The 21,248-nt window shown below is 51.2% G+C and carries 11 protein-coding genes; 8 read left to right on the top strand and 3 right to left on the bottom strand.

Annotated elements, in window-relative coordinates; translation table 11 throughout:
• Positions 1–26: 26 nt before the first annotated feature.
• A complete protein-coding gene (locus tag PsAD46_RS18335) occupies positions 27–8,327 on the bottom strand; it encodes a non-ribosomal peptide synthetase (RefSeq protein ID WP_063307554.1) in 8,301 nt (2,766 codons plus the stop codon).
• Between the two features lie 386 nt (positions 8,328–8,713).
• Between PsAD46_RS18335 and PsAD46_RS18330 the strand changes: the two genes are divergently transcribed.
• The 5 genes from PsAD46_RS18330 to PsAD46_RS18310 are packed head-to-tail and all read left to right on the top strand — an operon-like array spanning position 8,714 to position 13,282.
• Positions 8,714–9,958, top strand: coding sequence for an MFS transporter (locus PsAD46_RS18330; protein WP_063290889.1), 1,245 nt, complete (start codon positions 8,714–8,716; stop codon positions 9,956–9,958).
• Between the two features lie 35 nt (positions 9,959–9,993).
• Positions 9,994–11,040, top strand: coding sequence for a GSCFA domain-containing protein (locus tag PsAD46_RS18325; RefSeq protein WP_063290888.1), 1,047 nt, complete (start codon positions 9,994–9,996; stop codon positions 11,038–11,040).
• Positions 11,009–11,722: a hypothetical protein gene (locus PsAD46_RS18320; RefSeq protein ID WP_206599634.1), complete on the top strand. Its 714-nt coding sequence runs from the start codon at positions 11,009–11,011 to the stop codon at positions 11,720–11,722. The genes PsAD46_RS18325 and PsAD46_RS18320 overlap by 32 nt, the downstream gene beginning before the upstream one ends.
• The gene (locus tag PsAD46_RS18315; protein WP_063290887.1) at positions 11,709–12,347 is read left to right on the top strand and encodes a hypothetical protein; all 639 of its coding nucleotides are present in this window, start codon (positions 11,709–11,711) and stop codon (positions 12,345–12,347) included. The genes PsAD46_RS18320 and PsAD46_RS18315 overlap by 14 nt, the downstream gene beginning before the upstream one ends.
• Before the next feature lie 23 nt (positions 12,348–12,370).
• Positions 12,371–13,282 carry a TauD/TfdA family dioxygenase gene (locus PsAD46_RS18310; RefSeq protein ID WP_063290886.1) on the top strand — a complete coding sequence of 304 codons (912 nt, stop codon included), beginning with the start codon at positions 12,371–12,373 and terminating at the stop codon, positions 13,280–13,282.
• A gap of 359 nt (positions 13,283–13,641) precedes the next feature.
• Here PsAD46_RS18310 and PsAD46_RS18305 read toward each other — a convergent pair whose 3' ends face one another.
• Complete coding sequence (locus PsAD46_RS18305) at positions 13,642–13,995, bottom strand: YbaN family protein (RefSeq protein ID WP_057466196.1); 354 nt, start codon at positions 13,993–13,995, stop codon at positions 13,642–13,644.
• Between the two features lie 279 nt (positions 13,996–14,274).
• Here PsAD46_RS18305 and PsAD46_RS18300 point away from each other — a divergent pair, with 279 nt between their 5' ends.
• Complete coding sequence (locus PsAD46_RS18300) at positions 14,275–15,024, top strand: DUF502 domain-containing protein (RefSeq protein ID WP_063290907.1); 750 nt, start codon at positions 14,275–14,277, stop codon at positions 15,022–15,024.
• A 1-nt stretch (position 15,025) separates the two neighbouring features.
• Here the strand turns inward: PsAD46_RS18300 and recG are convergent, their stop codons facing one another.
• A complete protein-coding gene (gene recG / locus PsAD46_RS18295; RefSeq protein WP_063307553.1) occupies positions 15,026–17,128 on the bottom strand; it encodes an ATP-dependent DNA helicase RecG in 2,103 nt (700 codons plus the stop codon).
• A 177-nt stretch (positions 17,129–17,305) separates the two neighbouring features.
• Between recG and PsAD46_RS18290 the strand changes: the two genes are divergently transcribed.
• Positions 17,306–17,611 carry a succinate dehydrogenase assembly factor 2 gene (locus PsAD46_RS18290; RefSeq protein WP_057466199.1) on the top strand — a complete coding sequence of 102 codons (306 nt, stop codon included), beginning with the start codon at positions 17,306–17,308 and terminating at the stop codon, positions 17,609–17,611.
• Positions 17,612–17,694: 83 nt separating this feature from the next.
• On the top strand, positions 17,695–21,183 hold the full coding sequence (gene mfd, locus PsAD46_RS18285) for a transcription-repair coupling factor (RefSeq protein WP_063307552.1): 3,489 nt from the start codon (positions 17,695–17,697) through the stop codon (positions 21,181–21,183).
• The last annotated feature ends 65 nt before the right edge of the window (positions 21,184–21,248 follow it).

Genomic DNA, 21,248 nt, shown 5'->3' with positions numbered 1-21,248 from the left:
AATGACGCTGACAATCTGCTTCTGCGTCAGGAATATTCTTCGGCTGCTTCCAGCTCTTCAAAAATGTAATCGAGTGTCTGCTCAATGGTGGTGCGCTCGAAAAAGATGCGCAGCGGCACTTCCATTCCCAACACATCATGCATTCGGGCAATAATGCGTGTGGCACGAAGAGAATGTCCGCCAATGTCGAAGAAGTTGTCGCGTATGCCGACACGCTCCAGCTGCAGCACCTCGGCCCAGATACGTGCAAGCTCCTCTTCCATTGGGGTTTCAGGGGGCACGTAGCTGGTGATCGGCTGAACACTGCCGCTATCGGGCTTCGGAAGCTGGCTACGGTCTATTTTGCCGTTAGACGTCAAAGGCAAGGTATCCAGCTGCACATAGAGCCCCGGCACCATATACTCCGGCAATTGGCTGGCAAGGATGGTACGCAATACAGCAGGTTCTAGTTGGCCAGCGCCTTTATCAGGGCATACATAGGCTACCAGTTGCGCGTCTTTGGCCTGATCCTGATGGGCCACAACGACAGCATTGGACACGCCTTCACTCTGACACAAGGCCTGTTCGATCTCGCCGGGCTCAATCCGATAGCCACGCACTTTGATCTGGAAGTCATCTCGCCCCAAATACTCAATAGTGCCATCTTTCAGATAGCGCCCAACATCACCAGTTTTATAAAGGCGCTCTCCAGCTTTGAACGGGATATCAATAAAACGTTCTGCTGTGAGTTCTGGGCGGTTCAGGTATCCGGTTGCAACACCTGGGCCAGCAACATAAAGATCCCCCGCCACTCCGGGAGCGGCAAGTGCCAGATGTTGATCCAGAACATACATAGTCATGCCTGCGATGGGGCGGCCTATAGGAACAACTGGCGGATAATCTGCGTGATGTTCAACCTCTTGCGCTGTGCAATATATGCTTGCCTCAGTAGGTCCATAAAGGTTCTGCAGACGTACAGGCCCCAATACTTCGAAACAGCGCTTTGCCAGATAGGAAGAAAAGGCCTCACCACCGCACAGCACAGACCGCAAGCTCGAGCAAGTGTCAGCCCCTTCACACGACAGGAAGAAGCCCAACAAAGAAGGGACGAACTGGCAGACTGTGACCTGATACTCACCTATGAGTTCAACCAGATACTTGCCTTCCAGTAAGCGGGAGCGATCCGCCACAATTAGGCTTGCACCACAGGTAAGGCTGGCGAATATCTCAACCACTGAGATGTCAAAGGTGAGAGAGGTGGACAGGAGAACTCTGTCTTGCTGCGTGATTTGTCCTTGCTGCTGGAACCATGCAACGAGATTAACCGGACCTTTGTGCGGTACCATCACGCCCTTAGGTTTGCCCGTGGTGCCAGAGGTGTAGATTACATAAGCTGTGTCTTCGCGGGAAACCGATGCGTTCAAGTTGTCTTCGCCAAGCGCCTGCCAGCATGGATCAGGCTGATCCAGATTGATCAGCTTCTCAGAAACACACATCTCTGTCATTTGAGGTAGGGTGACATCATCACACAGAACCAGAGCCGGAGCGCTGTCTTCAATCAGATAAGTGATGCGCTCAAAGGGATAGCTTGCATCAATTGGGACATAGGCTGCGCCGGTTTTCAGGATGGCGATGAGCGCGATGACGGCATCAGCGGATTTCTGCATGCACACCGCAACACGGTCTTGATATCCAACGCCTTTGGAAACCAGGTATCTGGCAAGCTTGTTGGCCCTGCTGTTCACCTGAGCATAAGTGAGTTGGAGTTCATCAGTGATCAAGGCAACCTTATCACCGCGTGCCGCAGCAGCGACTTCAAAGCCGCCATGGAGTGTGTTTGAACTCTCTGAAAACTCTGCTCCTTCTGCAAATTCAAGGAGCTTGGTCTCCAGATCCCGATCTAAACCAACAAGTTGATGTGTTGGCGTCGTTTCAGCTTCTGGATAGATTTTTGTGAGGTGTTGCAGGCCCTCCTGCATCATCCTCAAAAGCGCAGATGCATTGCAGCCATGTGGGGCCTGTGTCTGGACTTTGAATGTCCCCCCGAAGTCGTCAATTGTCAGGTTGAACGGGTAACTGGTGCCATAATGGCCGGCGAGGTACCTGGCGCCTGGTAAATCGCGGTGAGAGGTGCCTTGAGACCCATCTGACAGAAGCTCGGCATGGCGAAAGTTGATCAACGAAGTGATGAGTGGTGTAGCACGGTCCACTCCACTGGCTTCAATCGCATCGGTTAGCGAGGAGAACTCGTGGTGCATCAGATCGACAAGTGTCTGGTGGACAGCACGAAGGGCGCTCACCCAATCCCGGTCAGCAAGCTGGATGCGCAAGGGGAGGGTGTTGATGAAGGGCCCCAGTATCCGCTCAGCATTTTCGAGCCCCTGCAATCGACCAAGGAGAACTGTGGCAAAGCAAATATCATCCTGCCCAGAACACCTTGCCATGACCAGAGCCCAGACGAAATGAAACACTGAAGCTGTACTCACCCCTAATCGGCTGGCAAGTTCTCTGATGTCTGCAGTGAGCGTGCTGTTGGTACTGGTGCTATCAGTATCCAGATCCGCACCATGAACATGTTCACCTGTAAGGCCAAAGGGTTCAGTGGCGCTTTCAAACCCAGTGAACAGGTCACGAAAGAAGTTGTGTGTGTCCTCCTTGCGGCTCTGCCCCTGTTGGAACGCAACATATTCTCCAAACTGAACAGGGGAAGGCAACATCTCACCTTGCCCCATCATGAATGCTTTGACCTCAGCATTCAGCTGCTTGAGTGATGTGTTGTCGTCGATAATGTGGTGGAATAGTTTAAGAGCTAACCAGCGTTTTTTGTCAGCATCATAGCAATAATGAACGCGAAGAAGGGAGGGTTCGCGAAGATCAACTTTTGTTACTCGTGGATCAAACAAGGCCTGAAGCTTTGCAACTGCATCTCCAGTCCCTTCAAGGCTATCAGTCTCCAACTCGCAGGTTTTCAGCTCAACAGTCTTGAGAACAACCTGAAGTGGCTTTTCCAGCCCTTCGGACACAAACACTGTGCGCAAAATGTCGTGGCGATCCATGACCTTTTGGAGGGCCGCAAGATAGCTCTGCAATGCTTCAGCGGTCTCAAATGCCATCAGGCTCCAGAGCAGATAAGGATCCCCTTGTTCTGAAAGCCGATGATGGAAGTAAATACCTTCCTGTAATGGTGTCAGAGGGTAAATGTCTTTTACATTTTGGATGCCACCGGACACCGAGCCTGCAACATGCTTGATCTGCATTTGCGAAAGGCCGGAGATAGACATTGGGCTTTGGTTGGTGTCGGTTTCTCCAGCAGTTGAACTCTGTTGGGCACTGGATTGAATGTGTTGCGCAAGATCCTTGAGCACTGGCCTGCGTAGCAAATCCACCGCTGCCAGATGGAAGCCTTTTGCATGCAGAGAGGCCTGCACTCTTGCAGCTAAGAGTGAGTGACCACCAAGCTCGAAAAAGTTGTCAAAGCGGCCAACCTGTTTGACCTTCAGAATATCCGCCCAAACCTGAGCTAACAGCGTTTCGCGGTCCCCCTCTGGACCTACCAAGGTGTTGCTTTTGGTCTGTGTAACGTTGTATCTTTCAAGCGCTTTGTGGTCCAGTTTACCGTTCTGGGTCAGCGGTAGCGCCTCTAACTCCACGAATACTGAGGGCACCATGTAGCTTGGCAGAAGATTAGCTGCAAAAGAATGGAGCGTGTTGGTGTCCAAGCCTGTTCTTTGTGCCACGGGCACATAGTAGGCGACCAGCAGGGCATCGCTTGTGGCTTCATTTCTGCAGGTGACTACAACGTGCTGAAGCTCATCGTGGGTGGCGAGAGCGGCTTCGACTTCGCCCAGTTCGATGCGGTATCCGCGCACTTTCACCTGACTGTCGTTGCGGCCCAGATACAACAAGGTGCCGTCAGTTGCATACCTAGCCAGATCCCCTGTTCTATACAGGCGATCACCGGGTAGAAACGGATTCTCAATGAACCGCTCCGCGTTTAAGGCAGGACGGTTAAGGTAGCCTCGTGCAACGCCAGCTCCACCGACATATAACTCTCCGGCTGCACCGAAGGGCACAGGCATGAGGTTATCATCCAATACATGAAGGCTCAGATCATCCAACTGGCGACCAATGGGACTGCTTTCTGAATAGTGATGAATGTTCTCAGCTGTGAGCTCTTTGTAGGAAACATGTACGGTGGTTTCTGTGATCCCGTACATGTTCACCATCTGACAGCCCGCATTGCCAGGGTTATCAAACCAGCTTTTGAGCATCGGTGTTGAAAGGGCTTCACCACCAAACACCACTGAGCGCAATGCATGTGGCGTGTTGGCTTCGGCCTGTGCCACCATGAAAGCACGAAAGGCGGAAGGTGTTTGACTGAGAATTGTTACCCCTTGGTTACAGCACAAAGCGTAGAACTGAGCGGGATCACGGCGCACATCCTCTGGCACAATTGCAACAGAGCCGCCCGTAGAAAGAGCTCCCCATATCTCCCAAATCGAAAAGTCAAATGCGTAGGAATGGAAGAAGGACCAGACATCAGAAGATGTGAAGTTGAACAGTGGCTGGCAGGTGTCAATCAATCGGGCAATGTGCCGATGTTCAATTTGAACGCCTTTGGGTTGCCCGGTAGATCCTGAAGTGTAGATGACATAGGCAAGATCCTCACCGCAGACAGGCTCCAGCGTAGGACCCATCGGCACTGAGTGGTCTGTGGTTTCTGCAAGATCTTCAAAAACATAGAGATTTTGATTGTCCGGCAAACTTGCAAGAGATTGGTGCGTTGCACGGCAGCATAAGATCAAATCTGGCGCACTGTCCTGGAGAATAAAGGCCTTCCGCGCTTCTGGCAGTGCGGGATCGATTGGAAGATATGCTCCACCAGCTTTCCAGATTGCCAGCAGTGCCACGATCAAATCGGCGTTTCGTTCCATACAAACGCCGACCAGCTTCTCCTTACCTACACCATGAACACGTAGCTTCATGGCCAAGCATGACGCTTGCTTTTCTAATTCACCGTAGGAAAGGGATGTTTCATCCTGAAGGATCGCGGTGTGCTGAGGCTGGGATTTTGCGAGCTGTTCCAGTCTATGAACGACCGGACTTGGTGCTCTGGTCTTGGTCGGTTGGGTAGGCGCGCTGAGCGAGAGCAGATGATTTCGTTCTTCTTCGCAAACTGCGCTGAAACTGGCAACTGACAGGCTCGGCTCAGATAAACACTGCTCCAGCAATGCGAAGAAATTTTCCTGCATGCGTTCTATGGTTTGAGGTTGAAAGAGGTCTGTCGCATAGTTCCACAAAAGAGTCAGCGCCGGGATATCAGAGTTGTCAGAGGAACGGGGTAGAATGACCACCTCAATATCAAATTTGGCAGAGTTGTTGCTGTAGGCTTCGTACAGCGAGACGTTCAGATCATCTCGCGCAAGCTCTGGTACCTTTGAGTTGTGGTAACTAAAACCAACTTGGAAAATGGGGTTTCTGGAAAGGTCCCGTTCAGGCTGCAGCGCTCGGACAACTCGTTCAAACGGCACTTCTTCATTGTCATAAGCGCTGGAGAGTGTGCTTCGCAGTCGGTTCAGATACTCCGAAAAACTTGGGTTGTTAGTCAGATCAGAGCGAATAACGACACTGTTCACAAACATGCCCAGCATATGTTCTGAAAAGCTGGTTTTCCGGTTTGCGACGGCGCTGCCTGTGAGTAGATCTTTTTGACCTGTGTAGCGGGAGAGTAGAAGATGGAAGACACCGAGCAGCACAGTATAATCTGTGTGACCACTGGCCTTGCAGTAAGCTTCCAGTTTTTGAAGCAGCGGCCCTGTTAGTTCCAAACGGGACTGTTTGCCTTTGAACGACATCGTTTCAGGGCGTGAGGCATCTGTTGGGAGAGCGAGAGTAAAGTTGGCGCCTGAGAGCTGTTCTTTCCAATAGATCAGCTGTTTTTCATAGGTTTTTTCTGCATCTTCACTCTGCTGCCATCCCACGTAATGCCGGTACTGGGCAGGGACAGGAGCGAGATTGGGCAGTGCTCCATCTGCGAAAGACTCATAAGCCTCCAGAAACTCTGAAAGAAAGATATTCGCGCTCCAACCGTCATGAACAAGGTGATGTTCAATGTGCAAGAGAGCGGAGGAGCTATCATCAAGCTTGAACAATACCCAGCGAGCCAATGGCAAGCAGCTGGCGTCAAAGGGTTTTGAGACCTCGCGATCAACAGCCTTCCAGAGCTCTGGGCTATCCATTGAGGTGTTCAGGTCCACCAGATCCAATCGGGCAGGCACAGGTTGATGAACTTTCTGACAGGTCGTACCAGAAGCATCCTCGTGAAACGTGGTGCGAAAAATCTCATGACGCTCGACAATCAGGTCCAATGCTGACTGCAACGCGGACGCATCTACTTTGCCCTGCATCCGGATCAGGCATTGAGCGTTGTATGCAAGAGAGCCCGGCGTTAGTTTTTCCAGTAACCACACTCCGTTTTGTTGATGAGAAACGGGGAAGGTGGTTCTTTCCAGATCATAATCAGTCAAAGACCTCTCGGATCTGTCTGGTTCTTCTGAAGTTTGGATTTTTGCCGCGAGTTCGCTGAGTTTCTTTCCGGTAAATACATCTTCTAGTGAGAGGACTGGACCAAACCGTTCACGGCACCGCGTGAGAAACTGAACAGCATCAAGGGAAGAGCCTCCCAGAGTTTGAAGTGTGTCATTACAAAAGACCGTTTCGACGTGGAGCAGATCTTTCCAAAAACCAGCGAGGATCTGTTGCGTTTCTGTGCTCGGAAGCTCATTTGACTGCGCGCCGCGGGCATATCTGTCAGGAGCTGGAAGCGCTTTTCGATCTATCTTGCCATTTACATTTAGAGGGAACTCATCGAGGTGAATAAACGCGCTCGGTACCATATAGTTTGGCAAGAAGGCGGAGAGGTTCGTTTTAAACTCGTCTACGCCAGGGACAAGAGCACCATCTCGCGAAGTGAAATAAGCGAGGATTTCCGGGTTCTTTGAGTAGGCTGTTGTCGCGGTAACATGAGCGTGCTCTATGCATTCAAGCTTAGAAAAACACTTCTCAACTTCCTGCAATTCAACACGATAGCCACGCACCTTGACCTGCTCATCCAGACGACCGAGGAACTCCAACGTTCCATCTGCAAGTCGTCGCGCGCGGTCTCCTGTGTTATAGAGCCGACCAGTTGCAATGCCGGGGACGGAACGGAATACTTTCGCAGTAAGATCTGGCTGGTTCTTGTATCCACGGGCTAACCCGATACCGCCCAACCACAGGGTGCCGACCCCACCATCTTTCACTTGTTTCAGATCATCATCGAGAACATGGACATCAACGTTTGAGATCGGCTTGCCTATCGGAACTGTATCCGAACTACCAGTCTCACCGTTGGTCTTGAAAAGTGTGGCGCATACAGTGTTTTCAGTCGGACCATATGCATTTATCAGGTTAACGTGCCCGGACCAGCGTTCCACGAGTGACCACGGCATTGCCTCACCCGCGACCACCACTGTCTTTAGGCTCGAATAATCCAACGGGTCCATGCGACTGGCAAGAGAGGGAGGCACTGTTAGATGAGAAATACTTCTGTCTTTAATAATGTGCTTCAATGCATCTCCGGCTAACAGCGTGCCGTCGGGTGCAAAATGAAGCTGAGCTCCGCAGCACAAACTCACCAGAATTTCAGATATTGAAGCATCAAAACCTAAAGATGCGAACTGAAGGACGCGAGAGCTCTCATCCAAACCAAAACAGCGCGCTTGCTCCAAGGCTAGATTTAGCAGACCACGATGCTCAACCATGACACCCTTGGGCTGTCCCGTAGAGCCTGAAGTGTAGATGATGTAAGCAAGCTGATCTGGTTTAACCGATTGGCTTGTGCTGCTAGTGAAGGGAGTTGGATCCAGCTTAGAATAATTAATGATCTGCAATGAGTTCGGTATCTCGGCAGATAACTCCTTCACAAGAGACGCTGTTTCGTCAGTGCACACAACGACACTGGCCTTGCTGTCCTTAAGCATGAACTCAAGCCGTTTGCGTGGGAGAGTATTGTCCAGCGGGACATAAACTCCTCCAGCTTTATGAATGGCAAGCAACGCTATTATGGCTTCTGGAGTGCGAGGCATACACACTGCAACAGTAACTTCGGGCCCAACCGCGTTGGATTGCAGAACGCTTGCAAGTTGGGCTGTTGCGGCAAGCATTTCGCGGTAACTGATAGTCTTTCCATCCCCCACTAAGGCTGGATTTGAAGCATTTTTCGTCGCAACTTGTTCTATGTGCGACACGACATTGCCTAGGTCACCTGGGTTCATCGTAACCTGGTTGCGAGGATTGGTTTCTTCCATGAAACAACTATCATTGATTGTGTAATTGAATAAAAATTTATATTACTGAGAGTTATTTGTACTTACTCTCAGTCCACACGTCCGTTTAGATCGGATTCAGGGAAGTAAAGGTGAATTTTATTCATTGAGGCCTCGGGTATTAAATTTTTAATTGCTCAAACTTTCTTTCTAATATATCACAAAGTCAAGTTATAATTCGAATCTGAAGGCATCTTGTTAGCGTGCTGGGGAAACAAATGAACCACTCATATTTGAGGGAGAGCATCTCATTATTGTTATGATCGACAAGCTAGGGGGCTGGTCGAGTAATAATTGTGAAGTTTTCTATTACAACTAATTCGCTGCGCAATTTCCGCGCCGAACGTCTTCATTAACGAGCAGGTTTTATGTTCATGCCCGTACCAAGTCACCGGCAATCATTTCTGCGTCAGTTCTGGGTACTTCCGAGACCAGCAAAAACTATCCTGGTTGGCACCTTTTGCGCACGCTTTGCATCGTTCATGATCTGGCCTTTCTTCGCGGTACTCATGGCACGAAACTTCGGAACCTCTATTGCCGAACTTGGGGTGGTTTTTTCGCTGTCGGCGTTTGCTGCGCTTATTGCTTCGCCTGTAAGTGGGATTATAGCGGACAAGTTGAATCGTCGCGCGATCATGCTGATCAGTGCTTTAAGCATCTTAGGGCTCTATTGCGTTCTGGCGTTTGGCAGGGACGAGCAGATCTATTTTGTGGTCATCGTGGGCATGTCCGTTGCCAATGGTGCACTCGAGCCGCTTTTACGATCTGCATTGGGGGATTGCGCAACGAAGGATGAAGACCGACCACTGCTGTTTCACATACGTTACTATCTGGTCAATATAGCAGGTGCGTTAGGGCCTTTGTGCGGGCTATGGTTTGCAAACCAAAACTCAAACTTCGCTTTTCTGGCAGGTGCGGTGGCGTACGCTGTTCTCGTGCTCTGCATAATGAAAAGTGTCGCGCCAAGCGTTATTGTCTCAGACAGGGAGGAAATGCCGGTTTCGACACTGTTAAAAACAGCCGTAGTGGATCGTCTTTTTCTGACACTGTTTATCTCAAATTTCTTCCTGGTCATCCTGTACGCACAAATAGATGAGCCCCTCACATTTTTCCTGATGTCTCTCGAAACGCCTGACATCAATGGGATTATTGCCTCGATCAACGTTACCAACACGAGCGTCGTTTTGATCGTCCATCTGTTCTTGATGAAGTGGCTGGTTGAGCTTGAAGAACACAAGGCCATTCTGGCTGCTTTCTTTTTCCTGATGCTTGGTCTGCTGGTGATTGCTTCCAATCGCTCTGAAATAAGGGAGCTGTGGCTTGTTGCGATAGCACTTGCGACATTGGCGGAAATTATCGCCATGCCTTTGTTTGCCACAGTGGTGGATCGCACCGCTCCTGTGCGTCTCAGGAACAGCTATATGGGCCTTTATATGCTTTCCAATGCGGGCGCTGCTGCGGTGCCATTTGCTGCAGCAATGGTGATTGAACACATCGGCGGAGGGCCATTGTTCCTCACATCTGCGATAATGTGCGTACCGGTTGCTTACCTGGGTTTCCGGCTGCTCAGTGCAACCAGACAAAGAGAAGAAATTGCGGAGCAGGCCAGCTGAACCGCTGACCCATCTCATGTGAGGAGTGGTGTGAAATGAACCCGTACAGTTCGCTGGCTGCCAACAAATTCTGGCGCCCATCGGTCGCAGAGCGAGACTATTTCTCGATCTCGCAGGTCTGGACCCCGAAGTTTCAGATACAGAAAGATGCGGCTATAATAACTGCCGGGTCTTGTTTCTCTCAGAACATGGGCAAAGAACTGCAGCGGCGAGGGATGAACTGGTACAATGCAGAGCAAGCACCTGACGGTTTAAGCGCTCGGGAAGCCCTTGATCACAACTATGGCGTTTTCTCATTCAGAACAGGAAACATCTATACTGCACGTTTGTTGTTGCAATGGCTCCAATGGGCTTTTGATGAAGTCCCCCAGTCTAAAGAGACTTGGAATAATGGAGAACGGTACTTCGATCCATTCCGGCCCAATATTTCCCCAGATGGCTTTGAAAGCCCTCAAGCCATGTGGGCATCACGTGAAGACACCCTTGCAGCTATTCGCAAAGCAGTAAGCTCTGCTGATCTGTTCGTGTTCACTATGGGTTTGACAGAGGCCTGGCTCAATACGGCAACAGATGTTGTCTATCCCATGTGCCCTGGCACAGTGAAAGGCCGATTTGATGAAAGATTGCATAAAGCGCATAATTTTGCCTTTGCAGAAATACTCTCTGATTTTCAAAAATGTATCGATCTTATAGGAAGACACAATCCCAACCTGCGTCTGGTGTTTACCGTTTCACCGGTTCCGGTCACGGCGACATTCACGACGCATCATGTGCTAACAGCCTCCACCTATACCAAGTCTGTTCTGAGAGCTGTGGCAGGGCAGTTGGAAGCCTCCAATAAGAACGTCGAGTACTTTCCCTCTTACGAACTGGTTGCTTCTCCTCCCATGAATGGAGTGTTTTACAACCCCAACAAGCGCACGATCACACCAACTGGCGTCCGATTTGTAATGGGTCATTTCTTTAATGGCATTTCTTCTGCTGATCAGATGCAGCAAGGCCATTCAGACGTCAGCACGCAATCACTCCTGCCAACTGAGGATATCATCTGTGAAGAAGAACTACTCGACTATTACAAATGACATTCAGTTCTTGTTGTTAGGAGACTCCCACGCTGGCGCAATTGGGCGTGCGGCCAAAGAAGCTGGGATCCCGTTCGTTGGTGGTCCTATCGGGGCAGGGCGCGAGTTCACAGCTCCTTTTGTTGACTGGAATAACGAAGATCCAGTTTTTCGAAGTGGCTATGCCAATGAAATGTATCGGTCTTTTCTGGAGGAACTCGATGCAAATTCGCTGCAGAATGTAAAGGTTCCACTGCTCTGCACTTTCGGCTTTGCGCTGCATTTTTACGCAACCACTGAAAACTGGGAGATATACAGGGAGGTTGACGGAACGCTGCCATCAGCCTTTCTGGAAGGCCCTCTGTTTCATGGCCTTATCTGTGCCATGGTACAGGGCGCTTTGGATTTCTACCGCACCGTTCTCAAAATGGGAGTTGAGGTGATTGCCGTTCTTCCTCCCCAGAAAGTACCTGAGACTTCAGAGCCAAGTGTTTTCCAGGCAACGCAAAACGTGATGATTGCAGAAGCAGAACGCTTGGGCCTTCCGGTTCTGGACGTTCGCGATGGTACTACGGGTTTCGATAAATTACAGAACGAAGACTTCTCGCAGGAAAATGACCCAATTCACGGGAATACTGCATTTGGTCAGGCTATTTTGAATGCGTTTTCCAGTCAGAGGATATCAGCTCATGTTGGTGCGTGATTTGGAGCAAATACACATTGAGGCTGATCTGGCGAGTTGTATCGTGTCTTTGTTGACCGATGGTACGGTTCAGAGACTCCATGCGTACATGGGGCGAACAGTCCTGGTGCTTGGAGTTGAAGCAGCACAGATGCGTGGGGAGAGCACCCGTGAGCTGGAATGCCTCAAAGATTTGCATGGCAAAGCAGCGATAGGGGATATGCCAGTTTTAGAGCATTGGCTCGACGCGTTAGAAGATGCTTACTTAGTCCTGTTTCGCCTTGCGTTCGTTGCGGAGAAAACCTACCGCGTTTCACACTCCAGTGCGCTTGAGTTTGCCGCGGGCAATAAAGATATGATCGAGAGCGAGTTTGGCTCTGCGGAAGCTTATGCTGATTATTATGGCACTTTAAACAGCGAAGCCAACACAAGGGCGTTTGCTCGGGCAAATGCGCAAGTTCATTCCAACATAAACGCCAAACTGTTTACTGATGGCTCGCTGCAGGGGGCAGATACGACTGCTCTCCTCAGCCTGTTTAAAGCTTCGGCCTATGCCTTTGCGTGTGCTCATGCATTTGGTGAATTGGAGAGGCGTTACTGTGAAGCTTTGCTACGCCTCGTTAGAGACCTCCAAACTATTGCTTAACTATTTTCCAGGGAGAGAACTTCATGCACGAACATGCTCTGACAGCTATTGAAAGTATTGCGGCAGCGCCTCGAGAAACCTACCGGCATATTCAGCTGGACCGCCTTACACCGGTCATTGGCGCTGAAGTTTGTGGAGTAAATTTATCTGAAGGCGTAAGCAAAGAGCAGTTTGCTGAGATCCACCGTGCCTTTCTTGAAAACCACGTCCTGGTGTTCCGCAATCAAAAACTCACCAAAGACCAACAGAAGGAATTTGCTCGGCAGTTTGGTACACTGCGTGCTCTTCCACTGAGTGATATTGATGGTGATGATCCAGAGATTGTCTTAATCCGTGCCGGTAAGAAATCTCGATTTGTAGCAGGAGAGGTTTGGCATACAGATGGCACAGCTGATCCTGCCCCTTCGCATAGCTCGATGTTGTACATGCATGAGACACCCGAGCTTGGATGCGGTGGGGATACCTTGTTCGCGAACATGCATCTGGCTTATGAGATGCTGTCGCCTGTGATGAAAGAGTTCTTACTTGGGCTCACCGCAGTTCACGATGGAGCCGTGCCTTGGAAGGGCTTTACGCCACCAGAAGGGCTACCTAAAACTGAGCACCCAATAGTTGCGAAGCACCCTGAGACAGGCAAGCCAATGCTTTTTGTAAACTCAGGTTTTACAACGCATATCCCAAGTTTATCCGAGGATGAGAGTGATGCCATTTTGAGCATGCTCTTTCAACTCGTTGAACGCGAGCAGGCATTGAATTGCCGTATACGGTGGGAACCGGGCACATTGGTATTTTGGGATAATCGCTGCACGCAGCATCGTGCAGTCTGGGATTACTACCCATACTCGCGCTTTGGCGAACGCGTGACTGTTTTAGGCACTCAACCAGCCGCCGCAGCACCTCATCAGATCACGAGGGAGATGGAGTTAGCAGACTGAGTACCACGCAACACGATTTTGTTTGCATTATCAGGGGGAAAAGCGAGATTAATGGTAGGTATACTCTCCATGTGAAATGTCACACTTGAGAAGTCCCTTGTTCAATGGTCGCTAGCCGCTGGGCTGATCAAGTGGGATACTCAAGTCGACAACAATGGTCTGTGAGTGATTGCCAGCTAAGGTACTCAGCATATTCTCCCGACAGCCAGCATCAACTTATTATGGAGATACCTGAAGGTGTAGTTATGGTCTATTGCGCCATAAACGTTCCTACAAAAGCGCGGGATTTATTGTTCCGTGTTTTTGGGTTTAGGAGATGTGGTTTCAGAACCTCTTCTACGAGGCTGAGGTCGAGGCTTTCAAGTGGCCAGGGGTTTGGAGGGGCGGCTGGCTATGTAGGCGGCTATGGCGCACATCATGAGGGCGACTGCTACGGCGAGCAGGATTGTTGGGTGAGACATTTTCAGGAACATCAGGTAGCCAAAGATAAGGCCTGTGAAGGCAAAAAACTTTGCTCTTTTGGGAATGACTTTATGTTCCTGCCACTGGATGACACTTGGTCCGATCTTTGGATGTGTCAGGATCCAGTTTTCCAGGCGCGGGTTGGACTTTGCAAAGCAACCTGCTGCAAGGATGAAGAAAATCGTTGTCGGCAGCAATGGCAAAAAGATGCCAACAATCCCTGTGGCCACAAGGGCTAATCCAAGCGTCATATAGAATAGCTTCTTCACAGAGAGCTCCACTTCCGGCAAGCATGATATGCCTTATACGCCGTGTTGGTGAGTGCTGACAATAGTGGGAGTTTGGCTATTGGCGCATCAACCGGCGACCATGGCTAACATATCCACCCTCTTAGATGAGATGCATGAATTCTTTTTCAAGAGGAACTTGCAAAACCGACAAAATACACTAGTTCGTAAAGAAGCACGGATATACCTGCGCCTTGTCGCTGATATAAAGCGGAAGGTTCCCGAATTATGAAAGTTTGGCCGATGGGATCTGACGGGGATAAAAAGCCGAAGCGCGTTGGGTTTATGACGCGGCTGCGGAACTATTTCTTTACTGGCCTTGTGATTACAGGCCCGGTTGGCATTACGCTTTACCTGAGTTGGTCCTTGATCCAATTGATTGATGGTTGGGTGAAGCCCTTCCTGCCATCCATATACAATCCAGATAATTATCTGCCGGTGGAAGTTCCAGGTTTTGGTTTGTTTGCGGCGCTGCTCGCAATCACAGTGATCGGCTTCCTGACAGCTAACATTGCAGGGCGTTCGCTTATCAGCGTTGGCGAGTCCATTCTTGGTCGCATGCCGTTGGTGCGTAACCTATATTCCGCGTTGAAACAGATTTTTGAGACTGTTTTAAATGATAGCGGGCGTAACTTTACCAAAGCAGGGCTGGTGGAGTATCCGCGCAAAGGTTTGTGGGCGATTGTGTTTCTAGCCACGGACACCAAGGGTGAAGTTGCCGCGCATCTGGAAGAACAAGCGGATACGGTTTCTGTCTTCTTGCCGACTACCCCGAACCCGACTTCAGGCTTTTTGCTGTTTGTGCCGCGCGATGACATCATCGAGCTTTCTATGAGCGTTGAAGATGCCGCAAAGCTGGTGATTTCAGCTGGTCTTGTCAGCCCAGAGTACCCGAAGCTTTTAGAGGGCGAGGATAAAAAGGCTGTTGAGGCACATCAACGTAAGAAAGCTGGCAAAGGCGGTGATGGTCCCGAGACCGTCGCAGCTGAATAGATTAGCCCGCTCTAAGCAGTTTGATAGCTTCGTCTCTGGCGAAGAGATACAGGAGGTGGCGCAAGGCGTCGCCTCTTTTTGATTCAAGCTCAGGATCTGTTGCCAGAATAAGCTTTGCATCATCACGAGCGATCTCCATCAAATCCGCATGGTCTTCAATGGAGGCGAGCCGGAAGCCCGGTGTACCGGACTGACGAGTGCCCAGGAGCTCACCTTCGCCGCGTAGGCGCAGATCTTCCTCTGCAATAAGAAAGCCGTCATTGGTTTGGCGCAGGATGTTGAGGCGGGACGCTGCCGTCTCATTAAGAGGGGCTTTGAAGAGGAGCAGGCATGAAGAGGCTAGACTTCCACGGCCAACGCGTCCTCTGAGCTGGTGCAGCTGTGCAAGGCCGAAGCGTTCGGCGTGTTCAATCACGATGATGGTTGCGTCCGGGACGTCAACGCCAACTTCGATCACAGTGGTTGCCACAAGTACGCGCGCGTCACCATTTTTGAAGGCATCCATGGCGGCTTGTTTTTCATCGGCCTTCTGACGTCCATGTACAAGAGCGACAACCGGGCCGAGTGCGTTCTGCAGGTCGTTGAAGCGCTCTTCGGCAGCGGCGAGATCGATCTTTTCAGACTCTTCCACCAGAGGGCAGACCCAATAAATCTTCTGCCCCTGTGCAATCATCGCTTTCAGGCGGTCAACAACTTCACCGATGCGATCCAGGGATATGGAGACTGTTTTGATTTCCTGACGGCCTTTTGGCTTGTCGGTCAGGCGGGAGACGTCCATATCGCCGAAATAAGAGAGGACCAGCGTGCGTGGGATTGGTGTTGCTGTCATCACAAGCACATCCACGTGGGCGCCTTTGGAGGACAGAGCCAGTCGTTGGTGGACACCAAAGCGGTGTTGCTCGTCTACGATCGTGATGCCAAGGTCTTTGAAATTGACCGTTGATTGGAAGAGCGCATGAGTGCCGACAATTAAGTCGATTTCACCTGCTTCCAACGCTTCGCCAATCTCGCGTTTAGTTTTGGCTGTGTCTTTACCTGATAAAACAGCGGTGCGGATGCCTGCTGCATCGCACAGAGGTTTCATGGAGGCGTAGTGTTGGCGGGCCAGAATGTCCGTTGGAGCCATCATAGCGGCTTGAGCGCCTGTCTCAATAACGGCTGCCATTGCCAGGAGGCCGACGACCGTTTTGCCAGACCCAACATCGCCCTGAAGCAGGCGCAGCATACGGGTTGGCTCTTCCAGATCATCGAAGATCTCTTTCAGCGCTTCTTCCTGACCGCCTGTGAGTTCGAACGGGAGGGCTGCAAGGATCTTTCGGCGTAATGTACCGTCCCCTTTGCGGGCTTTGCCGCCCATGTGGCGCAGAGAGTTGCGTACGAGAGCAAGGGCTAGCTGGTTTGCCAGAAACTCATCGTAAGCGAGGCGTTCGCGGGCTTTGCCTTCTGGTGCCAGATCTCTGGCATCTTCCGGCTTGTGTATGGAGCGTAAGGCAACATCAAACGGCGGGAAATCGCGTTGTTCTATGAAGGGCTGGTTTTGCCACTCAGGCATTTGCGGGAGAAACTCAAGAGCGGTGCCCATTGCACGTTGGAGCGTTTTGGAAGCAAGGCCCGCTGTCATCGGGTAAACAGGCTCTACGAGTGGCAGATTTTCAGCTTCTTCCTCAGAGACCATGTGATCTGGGTGCACCATTTGGGCACGGTCGTTAAACCATTCGACCTTGCCAGAGACGATGCGCTTCTCACCCTCGGGCAGCGTGCGATGCAAGAAATCTCCACGTGCGTGGAAGAATACCAGCTCAATGGCCCCGGTCTCATCATGCGCGAGAACCTTATAGGGAGCGCGGCTGCCGCGTGGTGGTGCGCGGTGCTGGTCTATGTGGAGCACAAGTGTCACGATTTCCCCCTCAGGGGAGCCGGAGACACCTGGGCGCAAGCGTCGGTCGATAACATTTACCGGAACATGGAAGAGCAGATCGGAAATGCGGGCGTCGCGGTCCGGGCTGCCGACAAGCAGATTTGTTATGGTCTTCGCAATCTTGGGGCCGATACCCGGAAGTTTGGTGACCGAAGCGAAAAGAGGATCAAGGCGAGTAGGGCGCATACCATATAGACCAGAACGTGAACAGCAGATCTGATCTGTGCCATGTTCCTGTGATTTGTGCAACGCCCTTAAGAAAACACTGACAGATGAAAATAAGGGTTGTATACAGGCGAAACATTTTGGCCCTATCTATTTGCAGATAGTGACAAGGATCAGCGACCTTCTAAGGAAACGACGATGGATCAGAGTGCGCAGAGCGAAGATCAAAACGAGAACACCGGGCTGGATAACCGCCGTAAACGTATCATTTTCCGCTGTCATCACCGTGGCATGAAGGAAATGGACATCATGCTTGGCGGCTATGTTGAAAAGCATATTGTTCAGATGAGTGATGAAGAGCTGGATGAGCTTGAAGTGTTCCTGCAGCATCATGATCAGGATCTCTTCTCATGGTTTATTGGCACGAAGCCAGTCCCCGATGAAGCGAACACAGATCTGTTTCGCAAGATACTCGATTACTACAAGGACAAGGCTGGAAGCTGATTGCGCTGTTGTATCTGATTGGCTGTAGGTCAGATGTCTGTTATTGCCCGCCGACGATTTGAAATAATAAGGTTGCCCCTCCCGTGTTTGAAAGTTTGCTCAAAAAAAGTGAAAACATCACGCTTGCTTCCGTTCCTGATGGAGCTGAAGCCTACGTGCTTTCAAAGGTGCTTGCTGAAGTTGAGGAGGGCGGCCTTGCGCTGACTTATGTTGCGCGGGATGCAACCCGTATGGCGGCGCTGACAGAGGCTCTGGGGTTCTTTGCGCCTGATGTGGAAGTGCTTCAGCTGCCTGCATGGGATTGCTTGCCGTATGACCGTGTTTCGCCTCATGGAGCGATTGTTGCGCGCAGATTGCTGACGTTGCTTCGGTTGGCAAAGGGACTGCCGAAGAAAAAGAAGTTTGTTCTGATCACAACAGTGAACGCGGCTTTACAGCGGATGCCTGTTCGTGAGTGGACGGCCAATCATATTCTCTCGTTCATGCCGGGCAACCGCATCAATCCCGACAAGATCGTTAAGTGGCTGGAAGTCAACGGCTTTGCCCGCACGCCAACTGTGCGTGAAACCGGGGAATATGCGGTGCGCGGCGGCATTATTGACCTGTTTTCTCCGGCAACCAAAGAGCCTGTGCGTCTGGACTTTTTCGGGGATACGCTGGAGTCCATTCGTTCCTTTGATACGGATAGTCAGAGAACGCTGGCTCAGAAGAAGGGTCTGACGCTTGTTCCTATGAGCGAGATCATTCTTGATCCTGAAACGATTTCGCGGTTCCGCCGTAACTATGTGACTGCTTTTGGGGCCGCTGGGCCTGAGGATGTTCTCTACCAGTCCATCAGTGAGGGGCGGCGTTATGCGGGGATGGAGCATTGGTTGCCTCTGTTCCATGATAACCTGTCTACTCTGTTTGATTATATTGGTGAAACGCCAGTTGTGCTGGATGCCAGTGCTGAGGACATGATCAAGGAACGCCTTGAGCAGATTGAAGAGCATTTTGGTGCGCGTCAGGACGGGCTCAACAACAAAGCGCTTTCCTCTGGTGTGCCGTATAAGCCTATTCCGCCAGTTGCCATTTATCTTCAGGACACCCAGTTCAGCTCATTTGTGGCTGACAGGGCTTCTGCTCAATTATCCCCGTTTGCTATGCCTCCGGGCACGGGCAAGACTGCGATTGATATGGGGGGGCGTCAGGGACGTAACTTTGCGGCTGAACGTGCTGCGGGTGATGTAAACATTTTTGACGCGCTATCCAAGCATGTGTCAGCTCTTGCCAAGGATGGGAAGAGGGCGGTTCTTTCTTGTTGGAGTGAGGGTTCTCGGGAACGGTTAACCCAGGTTCTGAGCGATCATGGATTGGACCGTACCGGATATGCGGGTAATTCTGCTGAGCTGGGTAAGGTCCCCGCTGGGCTGACAGCATTGATCCTTCTTGGGCTGGAACATGGCTTTGAGATTGATGATCTGGCCTTCATTGGGGAGCAGGATATCCTCGGTGACCGTCTGGTGCGTCAGCGTCGGCGCAAGTCCAAAGGCGCGAATTTTCTTACTGAGGCCTCTGCTCTGGCCCCCGGTGATCTTGTGGTGCATGTGGAGCATGGTATTGGCCGGTTTATCGGGCTGAAAACCATTGAGGCTGTTGGGGCACCGCATGACTGTCTTGAGCTGCAATATGCGGGATCGGACAAGCTTTACCTTCCTGTTGAGAACATTGAGCTACTGACGCGCTACGGCTCAGAAGATCAGGAAGTTCAGTTAGATAAGCTTGGCGGCGGGGCATGGCAGGCCCGTAAAGCCAAGATGAAGAAGCGCATTCTTGAGATTGCCGATGGCTTGATTAAGATTGCGGCAGAACGTGCGTTACGGACAGCTCCAGCGATTACGGCTCCTGAAGGGGCTTATGACGAGTTTTCTGCGCGGTTTGTCTATGATGAGACCGATGACCAGATGAGTGCTATTGAATCTGTGTTTGATGACATGGCGTCAGGGCGTCCGATGGACCGGCTTATCTGTGGTGATGTAGGCTTTGGTAAGACGGAAGTTGCTCTAAGGGCTGCGTTTTTGGCGGCTATGTCTGGGCGGCAGGTGGCGATTGTTGTTCCGACCACGTTGTTGGCCCGTCAGCATTACCGGACCTTTGCGGATCGTTTTAATGGATTACCGATTGAAGTGCGCCAAGCTTCGCGACTTGTCCCCGGTAAGGAGCTGTCTGAGACCAAGAAGGGGCTGAAAGAAGGCTCTGTCGATGTCGTCATCGGGACGCATGCACTTCTGGGAAAAGCTATTGGTTTCAGGGATCTGGGTCTTCTCATTATCGATGAGGAACAGCATTTTGGTGTGAAGCATAAAGAACGGTTGAAAGAGCTGAAAAGTGATGTTCACGTTCTAACCCTCTCTGCGACCCCGATTCCTCGTACCCTACAATTGGCACTGACGGGCGTTCGGGAGCTTTCCCTCATTGCGACACCTCCGGTGGACCGTTTGGCTGTACGCTCGTTTATATCCCCGTTCGACCCGATGGTTATCCGCGAGAGCTTGCTGCGCGAGCACTATCGCGGGGGGCAGAGCTTTTATGTGTGTCCGCGCGTGTCTGATCTTGCCGAGGTGAGGGCGTTCCTGGAAGAGAATGTGCCTGAAGTTAAAGTGGTTTCTGCGCATGGACAGATGCCTGCCGGGGAGCTGGATGACATCATGAACGCCTTCTATGAGGGCAAGTTTGATGTGCTGTTGGCGACCACAATTGTGGAGTCCGGATTGGACATACCAAACGCGAACACTTTGATTGTGCACCGCTCAGACATGTTTGGTCTGGCGCAGCTCTATCAGATCCGTGGGCGTGTTGGGCGGTCGAAGACGCGGGCTTATGCTTTGTTTACTGTTCCGGCCAACAAGACGCTGACACCTACTGCTGAACGCCGCCTTAAGGTCTTGCAAAGCCTTGAGAATTTGGGCGCTGGCTTCCAGCTTGCATCACATGATCTGGATATTCGCGGAGCGGGTAATCTGCTTGGGGAAGAGCAGTCCGGGCATATTAAAGAGGTTGGCTTTGAGCTTTACCAGCAGATGCTGGAGGAGGCGGTTGCGCAGCTGAAATCTGGCGGTGAGGACTTCCAGGAGGACAAGTGGTCTCCACAAATTGCCATCGGTACGCCTGTTCTTATCCCCGATACGTATGTACCGGACCTTCAGTTGCGGCTTGAGCTTTATCGTCGTCTGGCGGACCTCATGGAGCTTGAAGATATCGATGGCTTTGGGGCCGAGATGATTGATCGCTTCGGGCCACTTCCTGAGGAAGTTCAACACCTTCTGAAGATTGTCTACATCAAGGGGCTGTGCCGCAAAGCGAACGTTGAAAAGATTGACGCTGGGCCGAAGGGCATCGTGATTGCTTTCCGTAATGGCGAGTTCAACAATCCGGCGGGGCTGGTATCCTACATCGCGGAACAAACTATCCTCGCCAAGATCCGCCCGGATCAGAAGGTGGTGCTGACCCGTGACTGGCCGTCTGCGGATGATCGGTTGAAGGGAACCGCTGCTGTGTTGATTAAACTGTCACGGCTGGCGGAAAACGCCTGATTTTCCTTCCTGATTGGCTCATTTGCTGGGGTTCTACACAAACCCCAGCCTTGCGTTGCTATGTG

Origin of the sequence: Pseudovibrio sp. Ad46 (assembly GCF_001623065.1) — a bacterium.
Classification (GTDB): Bacteria; Pseudomonadota; Alphaproteobacteria; order Rhizobiales; family Stappiaceae; genus Pseudovibrio.
This window is presented reverse-complemented; position numbering and strand designations above follow the sequence as displayed.